We start from the raw sequence: 21,680 nt of genomic DNA, 5'->3' as shown, positions 1-21,680 counted from the left end.
ATATACAGTTAATAACTCAATAACTTAATTATCGTTTCCTCCAGTCGCGAGTTGGCAAGAAACTGTTTTTCCAGTCCTCCATCCATAGGCACTGGCGTATCAAGGCTCGCACAGCGCATAATTGGCGCATCCAGGTAACCGAAACATTCTTCGCTTAGCGCAGCGGCTATTTCGCCGCCAAAGCCATTGGTTAATGTATCTTCATGTAATATTAATGCCCTGCCGGTTTTCTTAACACTGGCAATGCAGGTTGCTTTGTCCCACGGTTGCAAGGTCCGTAAGTCGATAATATCAATGGTCATATCGCTGTTTTGCTGGGCATAATCGCAGGCCCAATGCACACCAAGTCCATAAGTAATGATGGTGAAGTCCGTCCCTTCATTAACCAGTTTGGCTTTCCCTATTTCTACTTTATACTCACCTTCGGGCACATCGCCTGTCAGGCTCCTGTATAAATACTTGTGCTCGAAATACATTACCGGGTTTGGGTCTTGTATGGCAGACATCAGCAAACCCTTTGCGTCTGCAGCGCTGGATGGATAAACCACTTTTAGCCCGGGGGTTTTGGTAAACCAGGCTTCGTTACTTTGCGAATGGAATGGCCCTGCGCCGGTACCGGCTCCCGTCGGCATGCGGATCACTACATCGGCCTGCTGCCCCCAGCGGTAATGCGTTTTAGCCACATTGTTTATCACCTGGTTAAAACCGGTGCTTACAAAATCTGCAAACTGCATTTCTATCACAGATTTAAATCCATTTATAGCCAGACCAAGCCCTGCGCCAATAACGGCCGATTCGCACAAAGGCGTGTTACGCACACGCTCGGTGCCGAACGTTGCGGCAAACCCCTCCGTTAATTTAAATACGCCGCCATAACCCGCAATGTCCTGTCCCATCAGAATCAGATTTGGAAACTTGTGCATAGACAGGCGCATGGCATCGCTGACAGCGTCCATAAAACGCATTTTTTTCATGCCTCGCCCGCTAAATGAACTTCTGTAAATATGCGGTTTGTAGACGTCTTCCAATTCTTTAGCGGTATCTGCTACTAAAGCCTCTTCCTGCATGGCCTTCTCAACTTCACTATCTACCAGCGGCTGCATTTCGTTGCGGGTAAATAACGGCCACTGGGCTTGCAACACCTTTTCTTTGATCAGGAAGTTTTCATAACAGGTTATGGGATCCTTTTCCTTCCACTCTGCCATCAACTCCTCGGGTACGTACTTGGTGCCAGATGCTTCTTCATGCCCACGCATCCTGAAGGTCATACACTCTACCAGAAAAGGCCTTGGGTTTTCGCGTATGTCATCTGCTATGTCTTTAATGGTATGATAAACCTCTAAAAGGTTGTTGCCGTCAATACGTCGCGATTCCATGCCGTAACCTTTAGCACGGTCAGTTAGTTTCTCGCAATTGTATTGCTCGTTCGTAGTAGTAGATAAGGCATATCCATTGTTTTCGATCAGAAATATGACAGGCAGTTTCCATACAGATGCCAGGTTGAGCGCTTCATGGAAATCGCCCTGACTGGTAGCCCCTTCGCCCGTAAAAACTAACGTGGCCTTTTTACGCCCTGCCAATACATCAGCTAAGGCGATACCAGTAGCCACAGCCATTTGCGGGCCAAGGTGAGATATCATGCCGATGATCTTATACTTTTGCGACCCGAAGTGGAATGACCTGTCGCGGCCTTTAGTAAACCCCGATGGCTTGCCTTGCCATTGCGCCATCAATCTAAATAATGGGATGTCCCTTGCGGTGAAAACACCCAGGTTTCGGTGCATGGGCAGGATATATTCATCATTGCGCATAGCAAGGGTGCTTCCTACAGCTATGGCTTCCTGGCCAATGCCAGAAAACCATTTGCCGATGCGGCCCTGGCGCAGCAGCACCAGCATTTTTTCTTCGATGAGGCGCGGCCATACCAATGCCCTGTAAAAACTGAGCAGTTGATCGTGAGAAAGGTTTTGCCGGTCGAAAATCATCAACAGCGAAGCTAATCAAAATTTAAATCTTTGTATGTTTGGAGAGTTTAATGAATATAATGAAACGCTTACTTTTCGCTGTCCTATACACTCTTTGTTTCGCCGCGCCGGCGCTTGCACAATCAGACTATTTTCTGCTCCCGGAAAATTTTTATCCTAAAAAAGCGGACACTCTTAAACTTCATTTTTTATCGGGCAGCAAGTTCAGCAACGCGCGCGAGCAGAAATATGTTGCCAAGGGCGGCTTCAAATTTTCTATGCGCGATGCTGGTAAAACTGTAGACCTTGCTCCGTTTCTTAAAGAGAATGTTATCCCGGTTATCACTTATAAATATCCTGGTAGCGGGATAGTTGTGGTTGAAGCCACCCAAAGCAATACTGACGAGTTTGCCCACCGCGAGTTTTCGCGTTACCTGAGTAACAATGGTTTTGACGAGATAAATGGCGCACTGAAGCAGTTTCAGCAAAGTTTTAATATGCGCAGCTATGTTTCCCTTAAGACGATCATTCCGGTTGATAAGAAAACAGGAAATGAATACGAAAAGCCGTTAAAAGAAGACTTTGAGATAATTCTGAAACAGAACCCTTACAAAATGAACTACGGCGACGACGTTACCGGAATAGTTCTTTTTAAGGGCAAACCTATTAAAGGTGTAAAGGTCGACCTGCTGATCAAAGGCGAAAAAACAGAATTTCCGCAGGTGCTGTCATCAACAGACGGCGGCGAGATCTACTTTAAATTGAGCCGCGAAGGAACTTATTTACTTCACGCTGTTTACTTAGTACCGGGCAAAGATCAGAACATAGATTACGAGAAATGGCAAACAGCGGTAACGTTCTCCTTCAATAGCGCGGACACTATGCCGGTTTCTTATAAGTCTTTCGGCTTAGGAGACTACCACTAAGCGTTTCGACTTGGAACGCTCTTCGTTGAATATTTTCCAGTCCCCGTCTCCTACCACCTCAAGCTTTCCCGTGTCAACGGAGATCGCGCTGTGTTCGCTCAACGCGTAAACCTTAGCCGGAATCTTAGCTGCCCAAAGTTCGGCGTTTTCTCCGCAGGCGTCCGTATGATCGGGGTTATTATAATGCGGAATAATGGCAAAATCAGTAAGACCGACGCCTTTGGCAATGATCACGTTTGCCGTTGCGGCGCCTTTTTTGGTTTGAAATGTTACTTCTTCTGAACTTACCGGCGTACCTGCTCCCGCCCTTTTGTCCCAATACGTTTCGCCAATAGTGCTGCACACCGCCACGCTGCCGGCGCTTACACCTACATACACCAGGTCTTTATTTAAAGATTTTAACACCGCCGCCAAACCGGAACGCTCAAACCAGTAGGCCAGATAAAGCGGATCACCGCCCCATACTAATAAAGCGTCTGCCTGCTCTACCGATTGTACCCAGACGTCCTTGTCAATGCTTTCCAACGCGGTTGGCTCCAGCAAACCCATAGATTTCCAACCAAGCCCTACCAAGGCCGGTCGTTTTTCGCCTTCGATCGGCCACCAGGCATAGTTTGCCCCTCCGACGAATGGGTAAACCCCCGTTGGGATAAACAAGGCACTGCTTTCTTTGATAGGTTTACCTAATAGCCGGATGAGTTCATCTTTGATCGCGGGCGTAGTAACGCCCGATGAGGTCAACAACAACTTGATCATAAAGCAAATGTAGCGTAGCCAGATTATTCGCCGCAGGGTGATAAAGACAAATTACCTAGGCGTTTGCGTCAATGGCGCAGGTAAATTAATCGTCGCCTTTGCTGCGTTCGCGCCACTGCTGGTTAAAAGACTTATCAGCCAGTTTAGGCAACTCGCGATACTTACCAAAGGCTTTAGCGAAAAGTTTGTTGAACAGAAAATTCTTTACCCCGGTTTTGTAAACGTCCACCCAGCTGCGCTTAAGCATTGCACGGGTAAAGAGGTTCCATCCCCATTTCTCAGGCTTGCTTACCAAATCTTCTTTTACGGCGTCGCGGCGGTTAAGCAGCAGCATTTTGTGGATGTCTATCTTCACAGGGCAAACTTCTGTACATGCACCGCATAAACTTGAGGCGTAGCTCAAGTGCTTAAAATCTTCCATACCGCGCTCATGCGGCGTAATGACAGAGCCTATAGGCCCGCTGTAAGTAGTATTGTAGGTATGTCCGCCAATATTTTTATAAACAGGGCACGCGTTTAAACAAGCCCCGCAGCGGATACAGTACAACCCCTGCCGCTGGTCTTTTTGAGCCAGCAGGTCTGTGCGGCCGTTATCAAGCAGAATCACATACATTTCTTCGGGGCCATCTGTCTCGTCAGGTTGGCGCGGGCCGTTCAAAATGGTGTTGTAGACGGTCAGGTTCTGCCCTGTGCCGTGTGTAGCCAGTAATGGCCAGAAGTTATTGAGGTCCGCAATGCCGGGAATCATTTTCTCGATCCCTGCAATGGCGATATGTATCTTAGGGAATGACACTGTTAAACGGGCATTTCCTTCGTTCTCTGTAAGCGCGATGCTGCCGGTATCGGCAATCAAAAAGTTAGCGCCGGTAATGCCTACATCTGCCTGCACGTATTTTTCGCGCAGCAGCTCACGCGCTTTCATGGTTAGCATGTCCGGCGTTGCATCTGCCGCGGTGCCAAACCGCTCGTGGAACAGCTGCGCCACGTTCTCCTTAGACAAGTGCATGGCGGGCGTTACAATATGGTAGGGCTTTTGTCCCAGCAACTGCACAATGTATTCGCCAAGGTCTGTTTCTAAAGATTGTATCTGGTGATGTTCCAGGTATTCGTTTAGGTCAAGTTCCTCGGTGGTCATCGACTTCGACTTCACCACGGTTTTTGCCCCTGCCCGCTGAATGATGTTCAATATCTCACGGTTGGCTTCTTCGGCATCATTGGCCCAGATCACCTTTCCGCCCCGGCGCTGAAAGTTCGACTCGAACTCGATGAGGTATTTTTCTAAATTCTCCATTACGCGCCATTTTGTAACATGAGCACGTTTTTTGGCGTAATCGAGATTCGCGATCTTAGCCAAGCCTTTTACAACAGTAGCATCGTACTTGCCGATGTTATAAGCCAGTATGCGCCGGTGTTCGGCATCAAACGCCTTAACTTCCGACTCTTCAATAAACTGTTTGGCAATGGCAGACATCAGCGGCTAAATTAAAATATTTGGAGGTAAGTAAAGACCATCGACACTTTATATTCCCTTTAGCAATCTAGCACCACTAACCACGTAAGATTGTATCAGGGTTAACGAGGTGGTGTTGTCACCACTACGGCTGAGATTATCCATGTCCTTCGAGATGCCGGATCAATCCTGATCACTATCGAGATGGCATGACTTTACTAATCCTAAAACAACTTCAATTGCGCCTCATTGTCTGGTTTGGCGTTTGGCAGCGGGTCGAAGTTTGAGACGGTAACACCTAGCAGCCTTATCCTTTTATCAATGATATTATTCTCCAGCAACTCGAGCGAAGCTTTTCTGATGATGTCTGCATCGTCAATAGGTTCGGTAAAGGAACGGTTACGTGTTATCTGCTTAAAATCGCTGTATTTCACCTTTAGCGTAACCGTGCGGCCTTTCAGCTGATATTGCCTTAACCTGCTGACCACTTTTTCTACAAGTTTATCTATCTCGGGCGACATTTCCTCCATCGATGACAAGTCCCGCTCAAAAGTATCTTCCGCACCAATAGATTTAGTTTCACGGTCAGGCTGCACAGGGCGGTTATCTATCCCACGAACGATATTGTAGTAAAAGGTACCAACCTTGCCAAAATGCCTGGTCATCTCTTCCATTGTAAGCTGCTTTAGGTCGGCGCCTGTATGCAGGTTCAAGGCTTTCATTCGCTGCGCCGTTACTTTGCCTACACCGTGAAATTTTTCGACAGGCAGCTTTTCCATAAAGCCTTCAACAGATGACGGCCCGATAAATTTCAGTCCGTCAGGCTTATTAATGTCTGATGCAATTTTCGCCACAAACTTGTTCACCGACACGCCTGCCGAAGCTGTAAGGTTCAACTCTTCTTTGATGGATCTTTTTATCGCGGCAGCAATATCCATCGCCGAGCCGATATTTAGCTTATCCTGCGTAACGTCGAGATAGGCCTCATCAAGCGACAACGGCTCGATCAGATCTGTGTATCTTGAAAAAATTTCGCGGATGGCACGTGATACTTCTTTATAAACCGCGAACCTGGGCTTTACGAATATCGCATGCGGGCATAATTTCCTGGCCTGCATGGCAGACATGGCCGAGTGTACACCAAACTTACGCACCTCGTAACTAGCGGCAGCTACCACGCCCCGCCCATCCGGCGACCCACCGACCACCAAAGGCTTTCCGCGCAACTCCGGGTTGTCGCGCTGCTCTACTGAAGCGTAAAAAGCATCCATGTCGATATGGATGATCTTTCTCAATGGCAATATGTTCTCTATTTCGGCCATCAGAAAATAACACAGAGCAACCAGGCTGTTGCCGCCCCGGTAAGTGTATTCAGAAAATTAACCGCATTATTGCCGATCAAGCCGCGACGTTCTAAGGTTGCACCAAGTATGGAATCTATCAACGTGCCGATCGTCCCGGCGAGAAAGACAAATGTCGCAGACATCAAATCGTCGGTTCCGGAAAAATAAATTATCGCGATAACCGCTGCGCCTAGTATCCCTGACAGTGTACCCTCCAGACTGACAACACCATCCAATCCGCGCGTGTCTTTTTCAAAGGTGATGATATTGTAAAAACGCTTTCCATATATGTTCCCCAATTCAGATGACAGCGTATCTGCCGTGGCAGCGGCCAGGCTGCCGCAAATAAGCAATGTTACAGGAAAATGCAGCCCAGGTATGACTAATGATGCGGCTGATAGTATCGCTGCCACCCCGCCATTCGCCAGCACCTGCCACATAGTGCGTTGACCTTTATTTTCTTCGGCCAAACCAAGCATCTGCTTGCGCTTAAGCCCGATCGTCGATGCACCCGAGCCAAGTACAAAGAAGACAGCTAATGAGAAGACACCCGTTACACCGCCTGCAGCGTAAATAAGTGCGGCCACAATAAGCCCGGCTGCGGCCCCGGCAATGGTTAATTTTTTAAGCAGAGCGGCTACGGTGGCGGCAGCAAATAACAGTAAATAAATGATGTACGGGCTGGTCATGTTCAAATATATAAATTGCCGACCTCTCCCCAACCTTCTCCATAGGAGAGGGCGACAAACCTATAGTCAAAGACTTAACTTTGTAAACCATGAAAGACATCTTAGGACGGGCAATTGCGGCACACGCAGTAAGTAACACTGCTGATAAACTTTGGATCCACAACCAATATGGCCCTAAAGAAGAGATGCCGATTGATACGTATTTCCGCGAAGAAGATGATATGCCCGACCTGGAATGGCTGGCGCTTGAGCAATGTACCGGCAAAATTTTAGACATAGGGGCAGGCGCGGGAAGCCACGCTTTGTTTTTGCAGCATGAAGGTAAAGACGTTACCGCTATTGATATATCGCCGCTGGCCGTCGAGGTGATGAAACAACGCGGTGTTGGAAAAGCATTCATCGCGGATATCTTTACTTACAACCAAGGCCGATTCGATACCTTATTATTGCTCATGAACGGCATCGGCCTTGCAGGTACGATGGATGGATTGAAACGTTTGCTCAATCATTTGAAAACATTGCTAGCACCGGGCGGCAGTATCCTGTTCGACTCGTCTGATGTTTCCTATCTATATGAAGATGGTGAATTGCCTGCCGACAAATATTATGGTGAAATAGCTTATCAATATGAATACGCCGGCCAAAAAGGCGAATGGTTTAGTTGGCTGTACATCGATGAAAAAACTTTAGAGGACGTTACTGTCGAACTTGGTTTTGTCATGGAAGTGTTGATGGATGATGAGTACGGGCAGTATTTGGCAAGGTTGAGGGCCGGTTGATGGGTTTGGGTTAGACGCTCATTCGCCGCGAAGGCTCGACACTTTTGTCTTAGCCACAAAAGTGTCCAAAAAGGCCAAGTCAGCGCAAGGCTTCTTTTGCCGCACAGGCTTTTGCCCTGCAAAGTATTTTGCAGGCCCTCATCACACATGCCCTCAGTAGCGCAAAATATTTATCACCGAAGCTGCGCGCTGACGTTTGGACCTTGCAGATAAAAATAGTGGTGGCCGCGGCAGAAAAGGCGGGCCGGCGTTGCGGTATCCCGATATCTATCGGGAGTCGTTTTAGCTTTTTTCGGGCCATGACCTAAAAGCGTTAAGAAACGACAGAGCGGGCTGAAGCGTTTTTTTGCCTTGATTTTTTGGTTACTTTTTCATCTAAGGAAAAAGTGACAAATTCTTATTCATTAATGTAAGCGTTGACTACACTGTCGTTAATGAAGTGAGTGCGAGGTCTGCTACTCATCTCGCAATAAGAAATTGTATCCGCTATCAAGAAATAATCGTTTCCAAATACAACTCCTCTACCTTCTTCCTTGCCCACTCGTTTTTACGCAGAAAGGCAAGGCTCGATTTAATGCTCGGGTCTTTGATAAAGCAGTTGATACGGATACGGTAACCCATTTCGGCCCAACCTAATTTTAAAACCAGTTCATTTAAAATGGTTTCGAGAGTTTTGCCGTGCAGCGGGTTGTTGGGTTGCATTTAGCTAGCCACGCGGGTCATCTCAAGATCTGGTTTCGATACGTCTGTCAGCGCTACTTTACCACGTTCTTTGCGCAGTATGCGGTTAAACAGGGATATCTCACGATCGAACAAGAAACGCAGGAACAGCATTGTCCACGATTTATGGTAGTGCAATGTGTCGTAATAAACCGGTGCCGCTTTTTTGATCTGTGGTAATTTATTCCACGGAATAGACGGAAAGTCATGATGCTCATTGTGGAAACCTACGTTAAAAGCCACTTTGTTCAGGCCTCCGTAATAACTGTAAGTTTCCTGCTCTTCTGTATGGGTAAGGTAATGTTCTTGTATCCAGCGGGCGCCAAGGGGATGTAAACCTACAGAGAACGAAAAGCTTAACAATAAGAAAGCGATGGAATGCCAGCCCATGAAATAGGCAATTGCCGTAACAAATACTGCCTGAACGATATAATTAGCCAGCGTCCATTTATCAAACGCTTTAATTTCTTTCAAACGTGATAGGCGGGTGGCCTGAAATACCGGGAAAAAAAGCAGCCAAAGGGCTTTACCCACAAAAGAGTTATTAATCAGCTTCGCTTCCCAGGCGTTTGGTAAATCGGCATCCAATTCATGCACACCCTGAAATGAATGGTGCTTAATATGGTAGTACTCAAAGGAAATAGAACTTGGGAAAATCTGCGGGATATTAGCCAGCATACCTGCCCAGCGGTTAGCCGAACGGCTTTTAAATATCAGGTGGTGCGCACATTCATGTATCAGCACAAAAAGAGCATGATCTGCAAAGGCGCCGATAAAATAGGCAGCACCAAAAACCCACCACCACGATTGGTCGCGCAGTACCCAGGCCAGTAAGATCATTCCGGCTACAATTCCGATAATCGGTAAAATGGTATATGGATTTTTGCCGATCAGTTCCCTAATGTGCGGGTACTCTTTCAGCATTTTTTTAGTGCGGATACGGTGTGGCTCAGATTCGGCTGAGTAAATAAAATCAGTCTTCTTAGTCATAATCAGGGTTTCAATAGTGTTGCAAAATAGCATTTTAATGCCGGTTTCTTTTACTTTAAAGTAAAAAAACTTTATTGCCGGTAGGAACGCGGGGCCAAAAGATGTATTATTTGGTTTCTAAAACTATCACATTATCGGGGTCGGCAGCGGTGGGTTGGTTCACAGGCAAAACCAGCTCATTTTTATTGAGCATGTATTTTACAGGCACTTTGTTCTTCAACAGGTAAGCTCCTTTTATGCTGAAGGGGATGTTGCTTAGTGTAACAGAGTTACCCTCGGGCTTTAGTACATGAACGTACACGAATTTACCTTTTCTGGTAATGGCGCCCCACTTTTGCGGGCGTAAATAACCGCCGGTTGTATTATAAATACTCTCGCCATAGATGCCTGTCCAATTGCCCATCCACCTAATGCGGTCAATAAACTCCAGCTGTATCTCGCCATTGGGCATAGGGCCAATATTAAGGAGCAAATTGCCACCGTTACCCGCCGAGCGTACAAGCAGGTTTACCAGTTGCGCAGGCGTTTTGTAGGTTGTATCTGTCAAATTAAAACCCCAGCTGCCGTTCATGGTGGCGCAGGTCTCTAAAGGAAGATTTGATATCTTCTGGAAGCTTAACCCGTTGTTGTTTTCGCCGGGCACATCCTGCTCAAACATCTGGAAATCTTCGCCGGGCAGCGGTGTCATGTGATGGTTGTTGCCTACCAGGCATTGCGGCTGCAGTTTGTGTATCAGGTCGTAGATCTCGCGGGTATGCCAGTCTACATTTACATCATTGTCTTTGCGTGTTTTACTTTCTTCGGGCATCTGGTCCCACAGGCCGTCAAACCAAATACCGCCTATCTCGCCATATTTTGTCAGCAACTCGGTCAGCTGATTTTTCATAAAAGCGATGTAGTGATTCCAGTCGCCATGAACAGTGCGACCGCTTGCCTTGCCTGTGCGGCCTGTCCAGTATTGATAATCGTCGCGGCGCCAGTCAAGCAGCGAGTAATATAAAAACAGCTTTATGCCTTGCTTATGGCAGGCCTCGCCCATTTCCTTTACAATATCACGCTTAAATGGCGTATGCATGATGTTGAAGTCGGAATACTGGGTGTCCCACATGCTGAAACCATCGTGATGACGGGTAATGAGCGTGATGTATTTCATGCCGCCCTTTTTGGCCAGTGCTACCCATTCGTCTGCATTGAAATCTATCGGATTAAAGAATTTTTCCAGCCGAGTATAGTTTGTTACTGTTATCTTACGGTCGTTCATTACCCACTCGCCCGAGCCGGGAATGCTAAACGGCCCCCAATGGATAAACATACCATATTTGGCGTTGCTGAACCATTCGCGCGCCTTGAGGTTAGCTTCCGTTGGGACATAAATTTCCTGGGCTGATGCAGTGCCGATCTTTAAAAATAGAACGAAGAGAATGAGTAATCGCAGCTTCATATAAGCTAAAATTAAACAATTTCCTTTGTGAAGGGGCGTCGAAATATGAAGATGATCCGGACGATAAACCTTCGCCCCCCGCTCAAGAGCGGAAACGCTATTGGTCTATGTCAACCTGATCTGGCCCGCTGAGTTTGCTTACGTGGCAGGCGCATTTGCCGCCGCCTATTTTATAGTTTGCAGTAACCACCCGGCCGTCATTTCGGGTTACCTGTAGCTGCAGGTTTTGGACACTTTCAGGAAAGTCCTTGCGGTTGCTGTCATCGGCAATAATGAGGGTTGCAGGGCTGTCGCGAACAACATCTTTCGTGCGCACCTGTTTACCCGCTGCCAGGTTAATTACCTTATAACTTTTGAAAGATATAGTGCTGCTTTTGGTGGCGATAAGGCGTATGGGTACCATGATAAATTCGTCGGTGCACATAATACTGCCGCATTTGGTTTTCGTTTCTTCCTGCGATACACAAGAGGAGATACTTATTGCAGAAATGATTATGAACAGCAGCGCTTTAAAATTTTTCATGGATCAGTGTCATTATGCGTACCATCTCGTCCCTTACTGCATGGGTTGCGTCCGTATAGTTATTGTTCATAAAGCTAAACGCAAGCCGGTGGCCTTTTCTTGTAACTAAATACCCGCTTTGGTTATAATTGTTTGACAGCGAACCGGTTTTGGCAAATACAAACGGCTCACCATTATCGGTATTATACGCCGTGCGCAACGTGCCCGATACTCCGCCATTGGGCAGCATGCCAAATAGCTTTTTCTCGTCGTTTACCTTCGCAGAAATTTTCTGTAGTAGGGCGATAATACTCCTCGGTGTAAACAAATTTTGGCGCGACAGACCGGAACCATCCCGCCACTGAGGCTTATCGGGGAGGTCGTTCAGCAACGAATCAATTGCATACTGCCTCACAGAATCTGTGTTAAGATAACCGTATTTTACAGATGAGCACACCAGCAGCAATTGCTCCGCAACAAAGTTATCGCTGGTTTGCAGCATCAGTTTATAAACGCTGTCGGCTTTTATATTATAGATGATCTTTGCATTGGCGGGCAATGTCATGTGGCTTAGGTAAACAGGCTTCTTTAATGTGTCGGCCAGCAGTTTTACTGTCAGCTCATCGCTTGTTTTAAAAGGCACCCATTGGTGGTATTTTGAAGATGGCTTAGCCCCAAGAAAGTAAAAACGGTTGCTTACTAAGTCGCGTTTTATACTGAAGGTTGACTGCTTACTTGCAGTATCGCGAAGTAACAACGACCTAAAAAATGCCGGCGTTACTGATAGGTTCCGGGAACTATCAGCGGAAAAATAAACGGTGTTGCCATACAACGGAAGGTTATTGATCTCTGCCTGGTAGTAATCGTTATAATCATCCCAGGCCCATCCGGCGCCGAAGATTTCTTTTTGATAGTTGCCCGTGCAAAAGAGGAGTTGCTTATTTTGCTGTTTTAAAAAGCTGAAAGCATTGTTGCCTTTTAAGTCCGCATGCAAAAATGACGGGTCGCCGGTGCCGCTAAATAACAGGGAATCCCCTTCTATACTGTACTTAATGCCGGGTATAGAATCGCCCAGCATATTAAGACAGGTATAAAAAGTAAACAGCTTGGTGTTAGAGGCCGGGGTGAAATACTTATTGGAATTGAGCTCGAAAATACTGCGCCCTTTATCTAAATCATACAGCATAAACCCGGTAAAATGATCATTGACAATGGCTAAATGCTTAAACATACGCCTGATCTTTCTCTTAGGTATACGTCCGGCTTGTGCAACAAAGCTGTTTGTTAACAACGTGGCTGCTAATATCATAATGGATAACCTGCGTAACATTTAGTTGTAAATAGCCTAAATCTTTTGGTACTTTTAAAAACCAATTATACAATATAAATTGTTGCTAAGCCCATTACATAAGGTCTGCATAAAGCTTTGTTTTTTTTTATTGATAAACTTTACGTTTACCACGGGGCTTAAAGCGCAGTTTTTTGAACTCCCTAAAAACAAGAAGTCTATTACCGTGCCATTTAAAATGGTGCGTAACATGGTGATCATTAAAACTATGATCAATGGTAAAGGCCCTTACAATTTTGTAATGGATACCGGTGTTGGCCTTATCGTAATAACCGACCCGGCGATTGGCGATTCTGTCGGCCTAAGTAAACGCCATGTTAAGGTATCAGGTTTGGGTAACTCTACTGAATATAGTGCTACAGTAACCTCCGGATTGAATTTTAATATAAACGGCATTGTCGGAGAGAACCTTTCTGCCGCAGTGCTGCAAAAAGACAGGTTTGGGTTATCCAACTACGCCGGCATGCCAATACATGGTTTGTTAGGATACGATTTCTTCAACAGTTTGGCAGTCAAATTCAGCTTTTGGGATAGCACCATGATTGTAGCGCGCACTGGCGCTATAAAAGCTTTGCGTAAAGGTTTCAAGTTGCCAATAATTATAGACCAAAATAAACCTTACGCTACGGCAAAAGTACAATATGCTGAATACCCGGAAACAGATGCCAAATTGGTTGTGGATTTTGGCGCAGGCCATTCATTGCTGCTAGATAATTATATCCGCAATAATACCCTTCCTCAAAAGTATATCAAGGCAAATTTAGGTGTAGGGTTGACCGGCCCGCTGGAAGGTTTGCTTAGCCGTGTAGCAATGCTCAAAATCGGCAAATATGAATTCAAGAATGTGATAACGTCCTTTCCAATTGTTGATACCGCCGCCAACCGGCGTTCCATTGACCGGGATGGTAACCTGGGTTTAGGGATATTAAAGCGGTTTACATTAATTGTCGACTACCAGGGTGGATTTATTGACCTTAAACCTGCCAAAGACTTTAAAGCAGCTTTTGAGCATGATATGAGCGGCCTTGAGTACTATGGCGATGGTGATGATTATAAAACGATCATTATCAGTCGTGTCGAACCCGGGTCTGCTGCAGATGACATTGGTCTAAAGAAAGATGACGCCATTGCGGCCATAAATTTTAAATCCGTTGCTGACCTGTCTATCGAGCAGATAGACAGTTACTTTAAGTCGGGCGACGACCGCAGCTTGTTGCTTGACGTATACCGGAATGGTAAACGCGGCAAATTCATTTTGACGCTCAAAAAACGTATCTGAAATAATACATCTAAGCCGTTGCATTTTTTTGCCCGATAATATATTTTTACGGTTCTGGTTAATTTAAACTTTACATGAAATTAAGATCAACCCAAGTGTTTTATAGCGCTGCTGCTGCCGCGCTTCTATTTGTAGCGGCTTGTGCTACCAAAAAACAAGCAAATCAAACCTTAACGGTACGGACAACCGCTACTCCTACAGGAACTACAGCTACCGCGACCGTTGGTCCCGGTAAAAAAGAAGGCATCAAAAAATTTGGCGATGTTATCAACGGAAAGGTTGTTGGCGACAAAGGCCTGTTTACCGTTTACAAAGCTGACGGTAAATACTACTACGAAATCCCGGATTCTTTATTGGGCCGCGAAATGCTGGTAGTAACCCGCTTTGTTAAAACTCCAGCACGGTTAAAAACCTTTGGCTCGCAGTATGGCGGCGAAGAAGTGAATAATCAGGTTTGGAAATGGGAACGCCACGACAAGCAGATCTATCTACGCGTGCCAAGCTATTCTGTGCGTGCAGACAGCACCAGCGACATGTACAGGTCTGTAAAAAATTCTAACCTCGACGCTGTTTTAGCAGGCTTTGACATTAAAGCTTATAATAAAGACACTACCGGTGTTTTAATCGATGTTACTGATTTCTATAACGGTGATATCCCTGCAATAGGTATCCCTGACGAAATCAAGAAAGCGTACAAAGCAACTGCTATTGATGCAACGCGTTCTTATATCGACACCATTAAAAGTTTCCCGATAAATACCGAGACACGCACACTTAAAACGTATCGCGCGGCAGAGTCGCCAACGGATAACAGCAATGCTTCAATTACATTTGAATTGAATACTTCAATGCTGCTGTTGCCAAAAACGCCTATGAAAGCGCGTTTATTGGATCCGCGTGTTGGTTTCTTCGGCCAGCGCCAAACAGATTATGGCACAGACGCGCAACGCTCTGAAGTTACTGCTTACATCCACCGCTGGCGGTTAGAACCAAAAGACCCTGCTGCTTATGAGCGTGGCGAATTGGTTGAGCCTAAAAAGCAAATTGTTTATTACATAGATCCGGCTACACCTAAAAAATGGGTACCATATCTTATAATGGGTATCAATGACTGGAACAGGGGTTTTGAAGCGGCAGGCTTTAAGAACGCTATTGTTGGCAAACCTGCACCAACACCCAAAGAAGACCCTGAATTTAGCACAGAAGATGCGCGTTATAGTGTAGTGCGTTACTTTGCTTCTGACGTTCAGAATGCTTACGGTCCGCATATCTCTGACCCACGTACAGGCGAGATATTAGAAAGCCACGTGGGCTGGTACCACAATGTAATGAGCCTGGTACATGATTGGTTTATGACCCAGACCGCTGCAGTTAATCCAAATGCTCGAGCTGCTAAATTTACTGATGAGCAAATGGGCCAGCTGATCCGCTTTGTGTCATCACACGAGATTGGCCATACCCTTGGTTTACCGCATAACTTTGGTTCAAGCTATGCATATCCCGTAGATTCTTTGCGTTCTAAGCATTTTACAGATAAACATGGCACCGCGCCTTCTATTATGGACTATGCACGCTTTAATTACGTAGCTCAGCCCGGCGACGGTGTAACACACATGTACCCGCAAATTGGCGAGTATGACCTTTGGGCTATTAAATGGGGTTATAGCTGGTTCCCGGGCAACAAAAATGCCGAGCAGGAAAAAGACATCCTTAATCAATGGACCATCCAACGCGCAGGTAACCCGTTATACTATTACGGTCGCCAAGGCACAAGCTTAGATCCGCGCCTGCAAAGCGAGGATCTGGGCGATAATGCTATGAAAGCAAGTACTTATGGTATTGCCAACCTGAAACGCATTTTGCCTAACCTGGAAAAATGGACCTACCAAAAAGGCGAAGATTATGATGACCTGCAAACCATGTACGGACAGGTAATTACCCAATACGGCCGTTATATGGGCCACGTAACCATGAATATTGGCGGCTTAAGCGAAAACTTTAAAACTTATGATCAAAAAGGCGCGGTTTACACCCCGATCGCTAAAAACTTACAGCATGATGCAGTAGACTTTTTAAACAAGCAATTGTTTACTACACCTTACTGGATGATCAACAATGCCGAGTTAGCTAAATTTGATAATGGCGTTGTGCTTAACCGTATTAAATCTATTCAGGTTAATACATTGGGCAGCGTGTTATCATCGAGCAGGTTAGCCCGTTTATATGACAACCAGGCAAAATATGGTTCAACAGTTTATTCTGTTGCCGATCTATTTAACGATTTACGTGGCGGCCTGTTTACCGCAGGCAAACCTGACGCGTTTAAACGTAACCTGCAACGCGGTTATATAGAGCAATTAAAAGGTTTGCTGAATGAAAATACCAGCCCAAGCTTCCCCGGTGCAACACCTGCTCAACTGGCTAACGCCGGCCTTACCCCTATTAATACAGACCTGTCTGATATTAAACCAATGGTACGCGCCGAGTTAAAAAAACTTGATGCTAGCTTGCCTAAAGGCGGTGACGCCATGACTGCTGCACATTATGCAGACCTGCATGGCCGTATCAAAGAAGCGCTTAACCCAACAAGACCAATAGTTAACGTTGGCCCGGGCGGTGCACAAAGAGGCATCCAGGCTGCAGAACCTGATACTGAGTTTTAATAAGACTAATCGCTTATAGAAAAACGCCCCGCAAAAACGGGGCGTTTTTTATTTATATATATGCTATTTTAACTGACTAAGATTTTCATAGAATGCCGACTGCAGATCGAGCAGTGAGCGCACTTTCAGCTTTTCACCATAGGTGTCAAACGCAAGAAAGCGTGCTTTGTCCGGCGTTTTGTTGTTTTGTTTTTCAATGAAGTTAAACGTCTCGAAAAAGTAGTGACGCGTGGTGGTATCGCGTTTTTTGTCTACATCCGTACGGTTTAATCTAAAACCAACGTTTTCTATCCAGCTATGCACACGGGTTTGCAATGAAGCGCCTAAATGTTTCATAATTAACTGATTGAACTTTACTTAACGGTACTATCAATAAATGGTTTCGTTCATTTTTAAACCATTTGAGAGTTTCATTAAGTAGTAGTTTTATCATGCGTGCGCTTTTGATTTAAACGGTCAAAATATTCACACTGTATAATCAAGACGCCTTAATTTTCTACTCCGTTAAACTCCGCGATTAGTTTTTCATAAAAATCATAAACTTTTAGTATTGTTTTTTGCTTATCAGTCAATAAGTTATAAAGCCGTCTCGAAAATTGTGTAACAATAATATGCAGCGGACATTTAATATTAAACAAAATCGAATTTTTGCAGTCAAGCTGATATTAACCATAAAAGCTTAGTGCGCAATTGAACAAAATGAAAAAGATTATACCCCTGCTGATAGCAATTATTTCTTTAACCGCCTTTAACAGCATGGCCCAAACCCGGGCAGTAGTCGGCACTGTAATAGACACTACAAAACAAACTGTGATCGGTGCCGTGGTGACATTAACTTCTGACCAAAAAGACAGCACCAACACCACAACAGATGTTAACGGCAAGTTTAGCTTCTCTAATATTAAAGGAACAAGGATTAACATTACCATAAAATCTATAGGCTATACCGGTGTACTTAAACACTTTACGCTTGATGTTGCAAACCCTACTGCTAACGTGGGTACTATTGTGATGCACTCATCAAGCACTGCGCTTAACGAGGTAAAAATTGTAGGGCAGACAGTGCCTATTGTAGTTAAGGAAGATACGGTAGAGTATAAGATAAGTTCATTAAACCTGCGTGCAAACGCAACGCTTGAAGACGCCCTTAAAAAAGCGCCGGGCGTTGACGTTGACCCAAGTACAGGCGCTATTACCGCGCAGGGGCAGTCTGTAACTAAGGTACGTATCAATGGTAAAGATTATATGGGTGGGGATGTAACATCACTCACCAAAAACATCCCTGCCGATCTGTTAGAGAACGCCCAGATCATTGACGACTACGGCGATCAGGCCAACCTTACCGGCATCAAAACCGGCGACCCAACTAAGATACTTAACGTAACCATTCGTAAAGACCGCAACTACGGTACGTCATTACAGGCAACAGCCGGCGATGGCAGCGACTTGTTGCCTTCACCGCAAAAAAACGGCAACCGCTTTTTGGGTTCTTTAAACCTTTTTAACTTTAAAGGCGACAGGCAGATCACCGTTTTAGGTAACCTTAACAACACTAATCTTAGTTTATTTTCTTTCGGCACCGTTGGTGGTGGCGGCGGTAACTTCGGTGGCGGCGGTGGTGGCGGCCGTGGTAATGCTGCCCGTACAGGCGGCGGCGGTGCAGGTGGCTTTGGTGGTGGCTCGCCTGTAACGCAAACAAATGGTATCAATACCACGCGTTCTATAGGTGTAAACTTTAGGGACCAGTGGGGTAAAAAGGTATCGGTTTATGGCAGCTACAGCTTCCAGGATAATGATGTTTTTACAACCAGTATCTCTCAACAAAAGAACACTTCGCAATTCCCCACTAACACTAATCAGAATAGCGTAGAGCGCGATAACAACATTAACCACCGCTTTAACTTTAACGTCGAGTGGCGCCCTGACACTTCTAACTACTTTAAGTTTACGCCAAACTTTACTTATGGCCGCACCAAAACAAACTCTGTAGACAGTTTGGTTAGCCAGCAAACATCGCGTACTACAGGCAACCTGTATACGGCCAGCCAGTACAGTTCAGTTACTAATGCGACATCAACCGCGCCAAGCGGCGGTATCACGTCGCTGTACTTCCATAAGTTTAATGGCAAGGGTCGTAATATGTTTATCAATTTTGCTTTTAATGCAAGTAAAAGCGACTCGTATCAAAATCCTATATACACTTACGCGGTAGGTATACCACTTGCGCCACTAAATCAGCAGGTAACCAATAACTCTACTACCAGAACTTTCAGCACTAGCCTTTCTTATAACGAGCCTTTAAGCAAGGTATCCTTCCTGGAATTCAATTATGCCTATAACCACTCCTATACTTCAAGCGATAGAGAGACAGATACGTTAAGCACAGGTGGTACGTATAATTTTTACCAGAGGTTGAGCAATAACTATAATTACACCTTCACTACCAACCGTATAGGGTTAAACTATCGGGTTGTAGAGAAAAAATATAACCTTGTTGTTGGTGCCGGTATCCAGCCAAATACCCTGGACGGGCACTCCGTAACTACCAATACATATACACACGTTACCACACTTAACTTCTCGCCGCAGGCCAGGTTTGTGTATAACTTCGCCCGCAGCAATTCCCTTAGCTTTAATTACAACGGTACAAGTAACCAGCCAAGTTTTAACCAGCTGCAGCCTGTAATTGATTACTCCAACGCGCTGTATCCGGTGCAGGGTAACCCTAATTTGAAGCCATCGTTTGATAACAACTTTTCGCTTAGGTATAACAAGTTTAGTCTGCAAACCGGCAATGTTTTATTCGCCAACCTTACTTTCGATGCAATAAGCAATAACGTAGCAACCAACGTAATTACAATACCTAAGAGCGCGGCTATTGCGGCTAGCCCAACTTATCGAACATTACAAAACACCAACTTAACTACCTATCAAAACGCGGATGGTTACTACAGTGCACGTGGTTTCTTCGCCTACTCTAAACCATGGAGCAACCGCAAATACACCTTATTTGGCAACATCAACGGATCTTTCACCAATAACGTTGGTTACGTAGGCAACGTCGACTCTGCCACTGCGGTGCTGACCACTCAAAAGAACATTGCAAAAAACTGGAACGTCACGCCAGGCCTCCGTTTCCGCGTCGACCTGACCGACATTTTAGATATACAAGCGGTGGGTAGCTACGGTATCAATAAAACCAGCAATACCGTAAACAGTGCATTGTTAAATGCAGCGTCAAACGTACGTACACTTACGCTGGGTGTGAACGGCAAAAACTACTTCTGGAAAGACTGGACCTTGAGCTATGATTTCCAGCATTTAACCTATTATGGGTATACGATACCGGTTAAAAACCCTAACCTGCTTACCGCGTATGCAGAACGCCGTTTTCTTAAAAACAACGCGGCAACCATACGCTTGACAGTAGTAGATATCTTTAATCAGAACACCGGTTTTTCAACCACAACAACAGCTACGGCTATCACACAAACCAACACCAACCGTTTGGGCAGATACGCTTTGCTAACATTTACTTACAGGCTGCAAAAATTCTCTGGGCGTAGCACCATGCCAACAAATGATGGTAACCGTTTTAGAAGAGATGGCAATGGCGATCGTGGAGGTGACAGGGGCGGACAAGGAGGCCCTCCGGGTGGAGGTTTTGGCGGCCCGCCTCCGGGCGGCCCGGGGATCGAATGATCCCCGCTTTAAGACTTTAAACTTGTTTAGATTTTTGAAGAACGTTGTTGATCACATTGGCCAACTCGTCCAGGTCGAAAGGTTTAGCCAGGTAGGTTTCTGCACCTGCATGCTCGGCTAATAATTGGATGTCGCTGTTTGCAGAAAAGTAAATAACAGGGACATCTTTAAATTTTTCTGATTTCTTGAGGGTTTGCGTAGCGATAATGCCACCTGTATCCGGGATCCAGTTATCCATCAAAATAACCTGCGGCTCAATGCTTGCTACCTTCTCTACTATGTTATTGCAATCTGTAAAAGTGTGTACCTGCCAACCCTGTTCTTCCAGGATGTAAGTGCAGATAGATAGAATGTCCTCATCATCATCAAAAATGATGATCTTTTTAGTAGAGTCCGCCATAGGTAGTATTAGATGAAAACAAAACTAATTATTAAATTTAAAAGATAAAATTTTTTGTAGCGGGCACGACTTAGCCGGATTGATCAGGCAACCGACTTTTTAATCCATGCATCAAACCCTGCAAAGGTATCGTTGGCAGACCGGATGATCTCTTGTCCATCGTTTTCAGGCAGGTTGTTCAGCGCCGCTTTGAAAATGCCCCACATTTTGTGACTGGCTTCGCCGTACCCGTTAAAGAAAGACAAACCGTTCTGCAAGCCCAACTTACTCGATATCATTTTACTGATGATGCTTCCACCAAGTGTTGAACCTTCTATTACGTATAACGCGCCGAATGCCTTTGCAGTATCGTCGATCAGTGGCAGGTCGGCACCGGTAGCTTCTTGTACAGGCGTACCGCCAAGGCTGGCGATATCATCAGCAATTGCATCAGTTTTACGGCGATGATTGTAATCTGGTAATTGGTCTTTTCCAATGTATTGATCTATCACCTTCTCTAATCCGCCAAAATAACCATAGAACAGTTGCAGCAGGTTAATGTAATCTTGTTCTGTGGCGACGGATTTAATTTTGCCGACAAGTAATTTTTCTAATTGCTGGTGATTAGCTAAGGTTTGTTCTTTGAGATTATCGCTTAACATTTTTCAAAAGGTAAGCCGCTAAAATAAATACAATAACTTTAATGCACGAGGCGCCAAACTTGGTTAACTTTAAGCAAGGATAATTGA

General features: G+C 45.4%; 18 protein-coding genes. 5 read left to right on the top strand and 13 right to left on the bottom strand.

What is annotated here, in order from left to right:
- Positions 1–8 precede the first annotated feature (8 nt).
- Positions 9–1,985: an alpha-ketoacid dehydrogenase subunit alpha/beta gene (locus GO620_RS16645; RefSeq protein ID WP_157525045.1), complete on the bottom strand. Its 1,977-nt coding sequence runs from the start codon at positions 1,983–1,985 to the stop codon at positions 9–11.
- Positions 1,986–2,044: 59 nt separating this feature from the next.
- Here GO620_RS16645 and GO620_RS16640 point away from each other — a divergent pair, with 59 nt between their 5' ends.
- On the top strand, positions 2,045–2,890 hold the full coding sequence (locus GO620_RS16640) for a DUF4198 domain-containing protein (RefSeq protein ID WP_198173551.1): 846 nt from the start codon (positions 2,045–2,047) through the stop codon (positions 2,888–2,890).
- Here the strand turns inward: GO620_RS16640 and GO620_RS16635 are convergent.
- The 4 genes from GO620_RS16635 to GO620_RS16620 form a co-directional block, all read right to left on the bottom strand.
- Positions 2,873–3,646, bottom strand: a complete 774-nt coding sequence (locus GO620_RS16635) for a Type 1 glutamine amidotransferase-like domain-containing protein (protein ID WP_157525041.1) — start codon at positions 3,644–3,646, stop codon at positions 2,873–2,875. The genes GO620_RS16640 and GO620_RS16635 overlap by 18 nt on opposite strands.
- 85 nt (positions 3,647–3,731) lie before the next feature.
- Positions 3,732–5,117 (bottom strand): LutB/LldF family L-lactate oxidation iron-sulfur protein, encoded by a 1,386-nt coding sequence (locus tag GO620_RS16630; protein WP_198173550.1) that lies wholly within the window; start codon positions 5,115–5,117, stop codon positions 3,732–3,734.
- A gap of 203 nt (positions 5,118–5,320) precedes the next feature.
- A complete protein-coding gene (gene dinB, locus GO620_RS16625; RefSeq protein ID WP_157525038.1) occupies positions 5,321–6,418 on the bottom strand; it encodes a DNA polymerase IV in 1,098 nt (365 codons plus the stop codon).
- Positions 6,418–7,128, bottom strand: a complete 711-nt coding sequence (locus tag GO620_RS16620) for a DUF92 domain-containing protein (protein WP_157525035.1) — start codon at positions 7,126–7,128, stop codon at positions 6,418–6,420. The genes dinB and GO620_RS16620 overlap by 1 nt, the downstream gene beginning before the upstream one ends.
- Positions 7,129–7,217: 89 nt before the next feature.
- On the opposite strand from GO620_RS16620, the gene GO620_RS16615 reads away from it, so the two are divergent.
- Positions 7,218–7,907, top strand: coding sequence for a class I SAM-dependent methyltransferase (locus GO620_RS16615; protein WP_157525032.1), 690 nt, complete (start codon positions 7,218–7,220; stop codon positions 7,905–7,907).
- 489 nt (positions 7,908–8,396) lie between these two features.
- On the opposite strand, the gene GO620_RS16610 is transcribed toward GO620_RS16615, so the two are convergent.
- The 5 genes from GO620_RS16610 to GO620_RS16590 all read right to left on the bottom strand — a co-directional run bounded on the left by GO620_RS16610 (position 8,397) and on the right by GO620_RS16590 (position 12,890).
- A complete protein-coding gene (locus GO620_RS16610) occupies positions 8,397–8,609 on the bottom strand; it encodes a VF530 family protein (protein WP_157525029.1) in 213 nt (70 codons plus the stop codon).
- Entirely contained in the window at positions 8,610–9,617 is a 1,008-nt protein-coding gene (locus GO620_RS16605; protein ID WP_157525026.1) for a fatty acid desaturase, read from the bottom strand.
- 106 nt (positions 9,618–9,723) lie between these two features.
- Positions 9,724–11,058: an alpha-L-fucosidase gene (locus tag GO620_RS16600; RefSeq protein ID WP_157525023.1), complete on the bottom strand. Its 1,335-nt coding sequence runs from the start codon at positions 11,056–11,058 to the stop codon at positions 9,724–9,726.
- A 97-nt stretch (positions 11,059–11,155) separates the two neighbouring features.
- Positions 11,156–11,581 (bottom strand): hypothetical protein, encoded by a 426-nt coding sequence (locus tag GO620_RS16595; protein WP_157525020.1) that lies wholly within the window; start codon positions 11,579–11,581, stop codon positions 11,156–11,158.
- Positions 11,568–12,890 (bottom strand): D-alanyl-D-alanine carboxypeptidase/D-alanyl-D-alanine-endopeptidase, encoded by a 1,323-nt coding sequence (locus tag GO620_RS16590; protein WP_157525017.1) that lies wholly within the window; start codon positions 12,888–12,890, stop codon positions 11,568–11,570. The genes GO620_RS16595 and GO620_RS16590 overlap by 14 nt, the downstream gene beginning before the upstream one ends.
- A gap of 109 nt (positions 12,891–12,999) precedes the next feature.
- On the opposite strand from GO620_RS16590, the gene GO620_RS16585 reads away from it, so the two are divergent.
- Both GO620_RS16585 and GO620_RS16580 read left to right on the top strand, forming a co-directional pair.
- Positions 13,000–14,187 carry an aspartyl protease family protein gene (locus GO620_RS16585; protein ID WP_157525014.1) on the top strand — a complete coding sequence of 396 codons (1,188 nt, stop codon included), beginning with the start codon at positions 13,000–13,002 and terminating at the stop codon, positions 14,185–14,187.
- 74 nt (positions 14,188–14,261) lie between these two features.
- Positions 14,262–16,850 (top strand): zinc-dependent metalloprotease, encoded by a 2,589-nt coding sequence (locus tag GO620_RS16580; protein ID WP_157525011.1) that lies wholly within the window; start codon positions 14,262–14,264, stop codon positions 16,848–16,850.
- Between the two features lie 63 nt (positions 16,851–16,913).
- Here GO620_RS16580 and GO620_RS16575 read toward each other — a convergent pair whose 3' ends face one another.
- Positions 16,914–17,186, bottom strand: coding sequence for a hypothetical protein (locus tag GO620_RS16575; RefSeq protein ID WP_157525008.1), 273 nt, complete (start codon positions 17,184–17,186; stop codon positions 16,914–16,916).
- 363 nt (positions 17,187–17,549) lie between these two features.
- Between GO620_RS16575 and GO620_RS16570 the strand changes: the two genes are divergently transcribed.
- Positions 17,550–20,552, top strand: coding sequence for a TonB-dependent receptor (locus GO620_RS16570; RefSeq protein ID WP_157525006.1), 3,003 nt, complete (start codon positions 17,550–17,552; stop codon positions 20,550–20,552).
- A 16-nt stretch (positions 20,553–20,568) separates the two neighbouring features.
- Here GO620_RS16570 and GO620_RS16565 read toward each other — a convergent pair whose 3' ends face one another.
- Both GO620_RS16565 and GO620_RS16560 read right to left on the bottom strand, forming a co-directional pair.
- Positions 20,569–20,952 carry a response regulator gene (locus tag GO620_RS16565; protein ID WP_157525003.1) on the bottom strand — a complete coding sequence of 128 codons (384 nt, stop codon included), beginning with the start codon at positions 20,950–20,952 and terminating at the stop codon, positions 20,569–20,571.
- An 83-nt stretch (positions 20,953–21,035) separates the two neighbouring features.
- Complete coding sequence (locus tag GO620_RS16560; RefSeq protein WP_157525001.1) at positions 21,036–21,593, bottom strand: biliverdin-producing heme oxygenase; 558 nt, start codon at positions 21,591–21,593, stop codon at positions 21,036–21,038.
- Positions 21,594–21,680: the final 87 nt, after the last annotated feature.

Origin of the sequence: Mucilaginibacter ginkgonis, assembly GCF_009754905.2 — a bacterium.
GTDB lineage: Bacteria > Bacteroidota > Bacteroidia > Sphingobacteriales > Sphingobacteriaceae > Mucilaginibacter > Mucilaginibacter ginkgonis.
The sequence above is the reverse complement of the archived record's forward strand: the minus strand, read 5'-3'. Positions and strand labels throughout refer to the sequence as shown.

Excerpts from the sequence above, each read along its gene's own strand:
- GO620_RS16605 (WP_157525026.1), bottom strand. The coding sequence starts at position 9,617 with ATGACTAAGAAGACTGATTTTATTTACTCAGCCGAATCTGAGCCACAC.
- GO620_RS16645 (WP_157525045.1), bottom strand. The coding sequence starts at position 1,985 with ATGATTTTCGACCGGCAAAACCTTTCTCACGATCAACTGCTCAGTTTT.
- GO620_RS16630 (WP_198173550.1), bottom strand. The coding sequence starts at position 5,117 with ATGTCTGCCATTGCCAAACAGTTTATTGAAGAGTCGGAAGTTAAGGCG.
- GO620_RS16580 (WP_157525011.1), top strand. The coding sequence starts at position 14,262 with ATGAAATTAAGATCAACCCAAGTGTTTTATAGCGCTGCTGCTGCCGCG.
- GO620_RS16565 (WP_157525003.1), bottom strand. The coding sequence starts at position 20,952 with ATGGCGGACTCTACTAAAAAGATCATCATTTTTGATGATGATGAGGAC.
- GO620_RS16610 (WP_157525029.1), bottom strand. The coding sequence starts at position 8,609 with ATGCAACCCAACAACCCGCTGCACGGCAAAACTCTCGAAACCATTTTA.
- GO620_RS16600 (WP_157525023.1), bottom strand. The coding sequence starts at position 11,058 with ATGAAGCTGCGATTACTCATTCTCTTCGTTCTATTTTTAAAGATCGGC.
- GO620_RS16570 (WP_157525006.1), top strand. The coding sequence starts at position 17,550 with ATGAAAAAGATTATACCCCTGCTGATAGCAATTATTTCTTTAACCGCC.
- GO620_RS16560 (WP_157525001.1), bottom strand. The coding sequence starts at position 21,593 with ATGTTAAGCGATAATCTCAAAGAACAAACCTTAGCTAATCACCAGCAA.
- GO620_RS16590 (WP_157525017.1), bottom strand. The coding sequence starts at position 12,890 with ATGTTACGCAGGTTATCCATTATGATATTAGCAGCCACGTTGTTAACA.
- GO620_RS16595 (WP_157525020.1), bottom strand. The coding sequence starts at position 11,581 with ATGAAAAATTTTAAAGCGCTGCTGTTCATAATCATTTCTGCAATAAGT.
- GO620_RS16635 (WP_157525041.1), bottom strand. The coding sequence starts at position 3,646 with ATGATCAAGTTGTTGTTGACCTCATCGGGCGTTACTACGCCCGCGATC.
- GO620_RS16615 (WP_157525032.1), top strand. The coding sequence starts at position 7,218 with ATGAAAGACATCTTAGGACGGGCAATTGCGGCACACGCAGTAAGTAAC.
- dinB (WP_157525038.1), bottom strand. The coding sequence starts at position 6,418 with ATGGCCGAAATAGAGAACATATTGCCATTGAGAAAGATCATCCATATC.
- GO620_RS16575 (WP_157525008.1), bottom strand. The coding sequence starts at position 17,186 with ATGAAACATTTAGGCGCTTCATTGCAAACCCGTGTGCATAGCTGGATA.
- GO620_RS16640 (WP_198173551.1), top strand. The coding sequence starts at position 2,045 with ATGAAACGCTTACTTTTCGCTGTCCTATACACTCTTTGTTTCGCCGCG.
- GO620_RS16620 (WP_157525035.1), bottom strand. The coding sequence starts at position 7,128 with ATGACCAGCCCGTACATCATTTATTTACTGTTATTTGCTGCCGCCACC.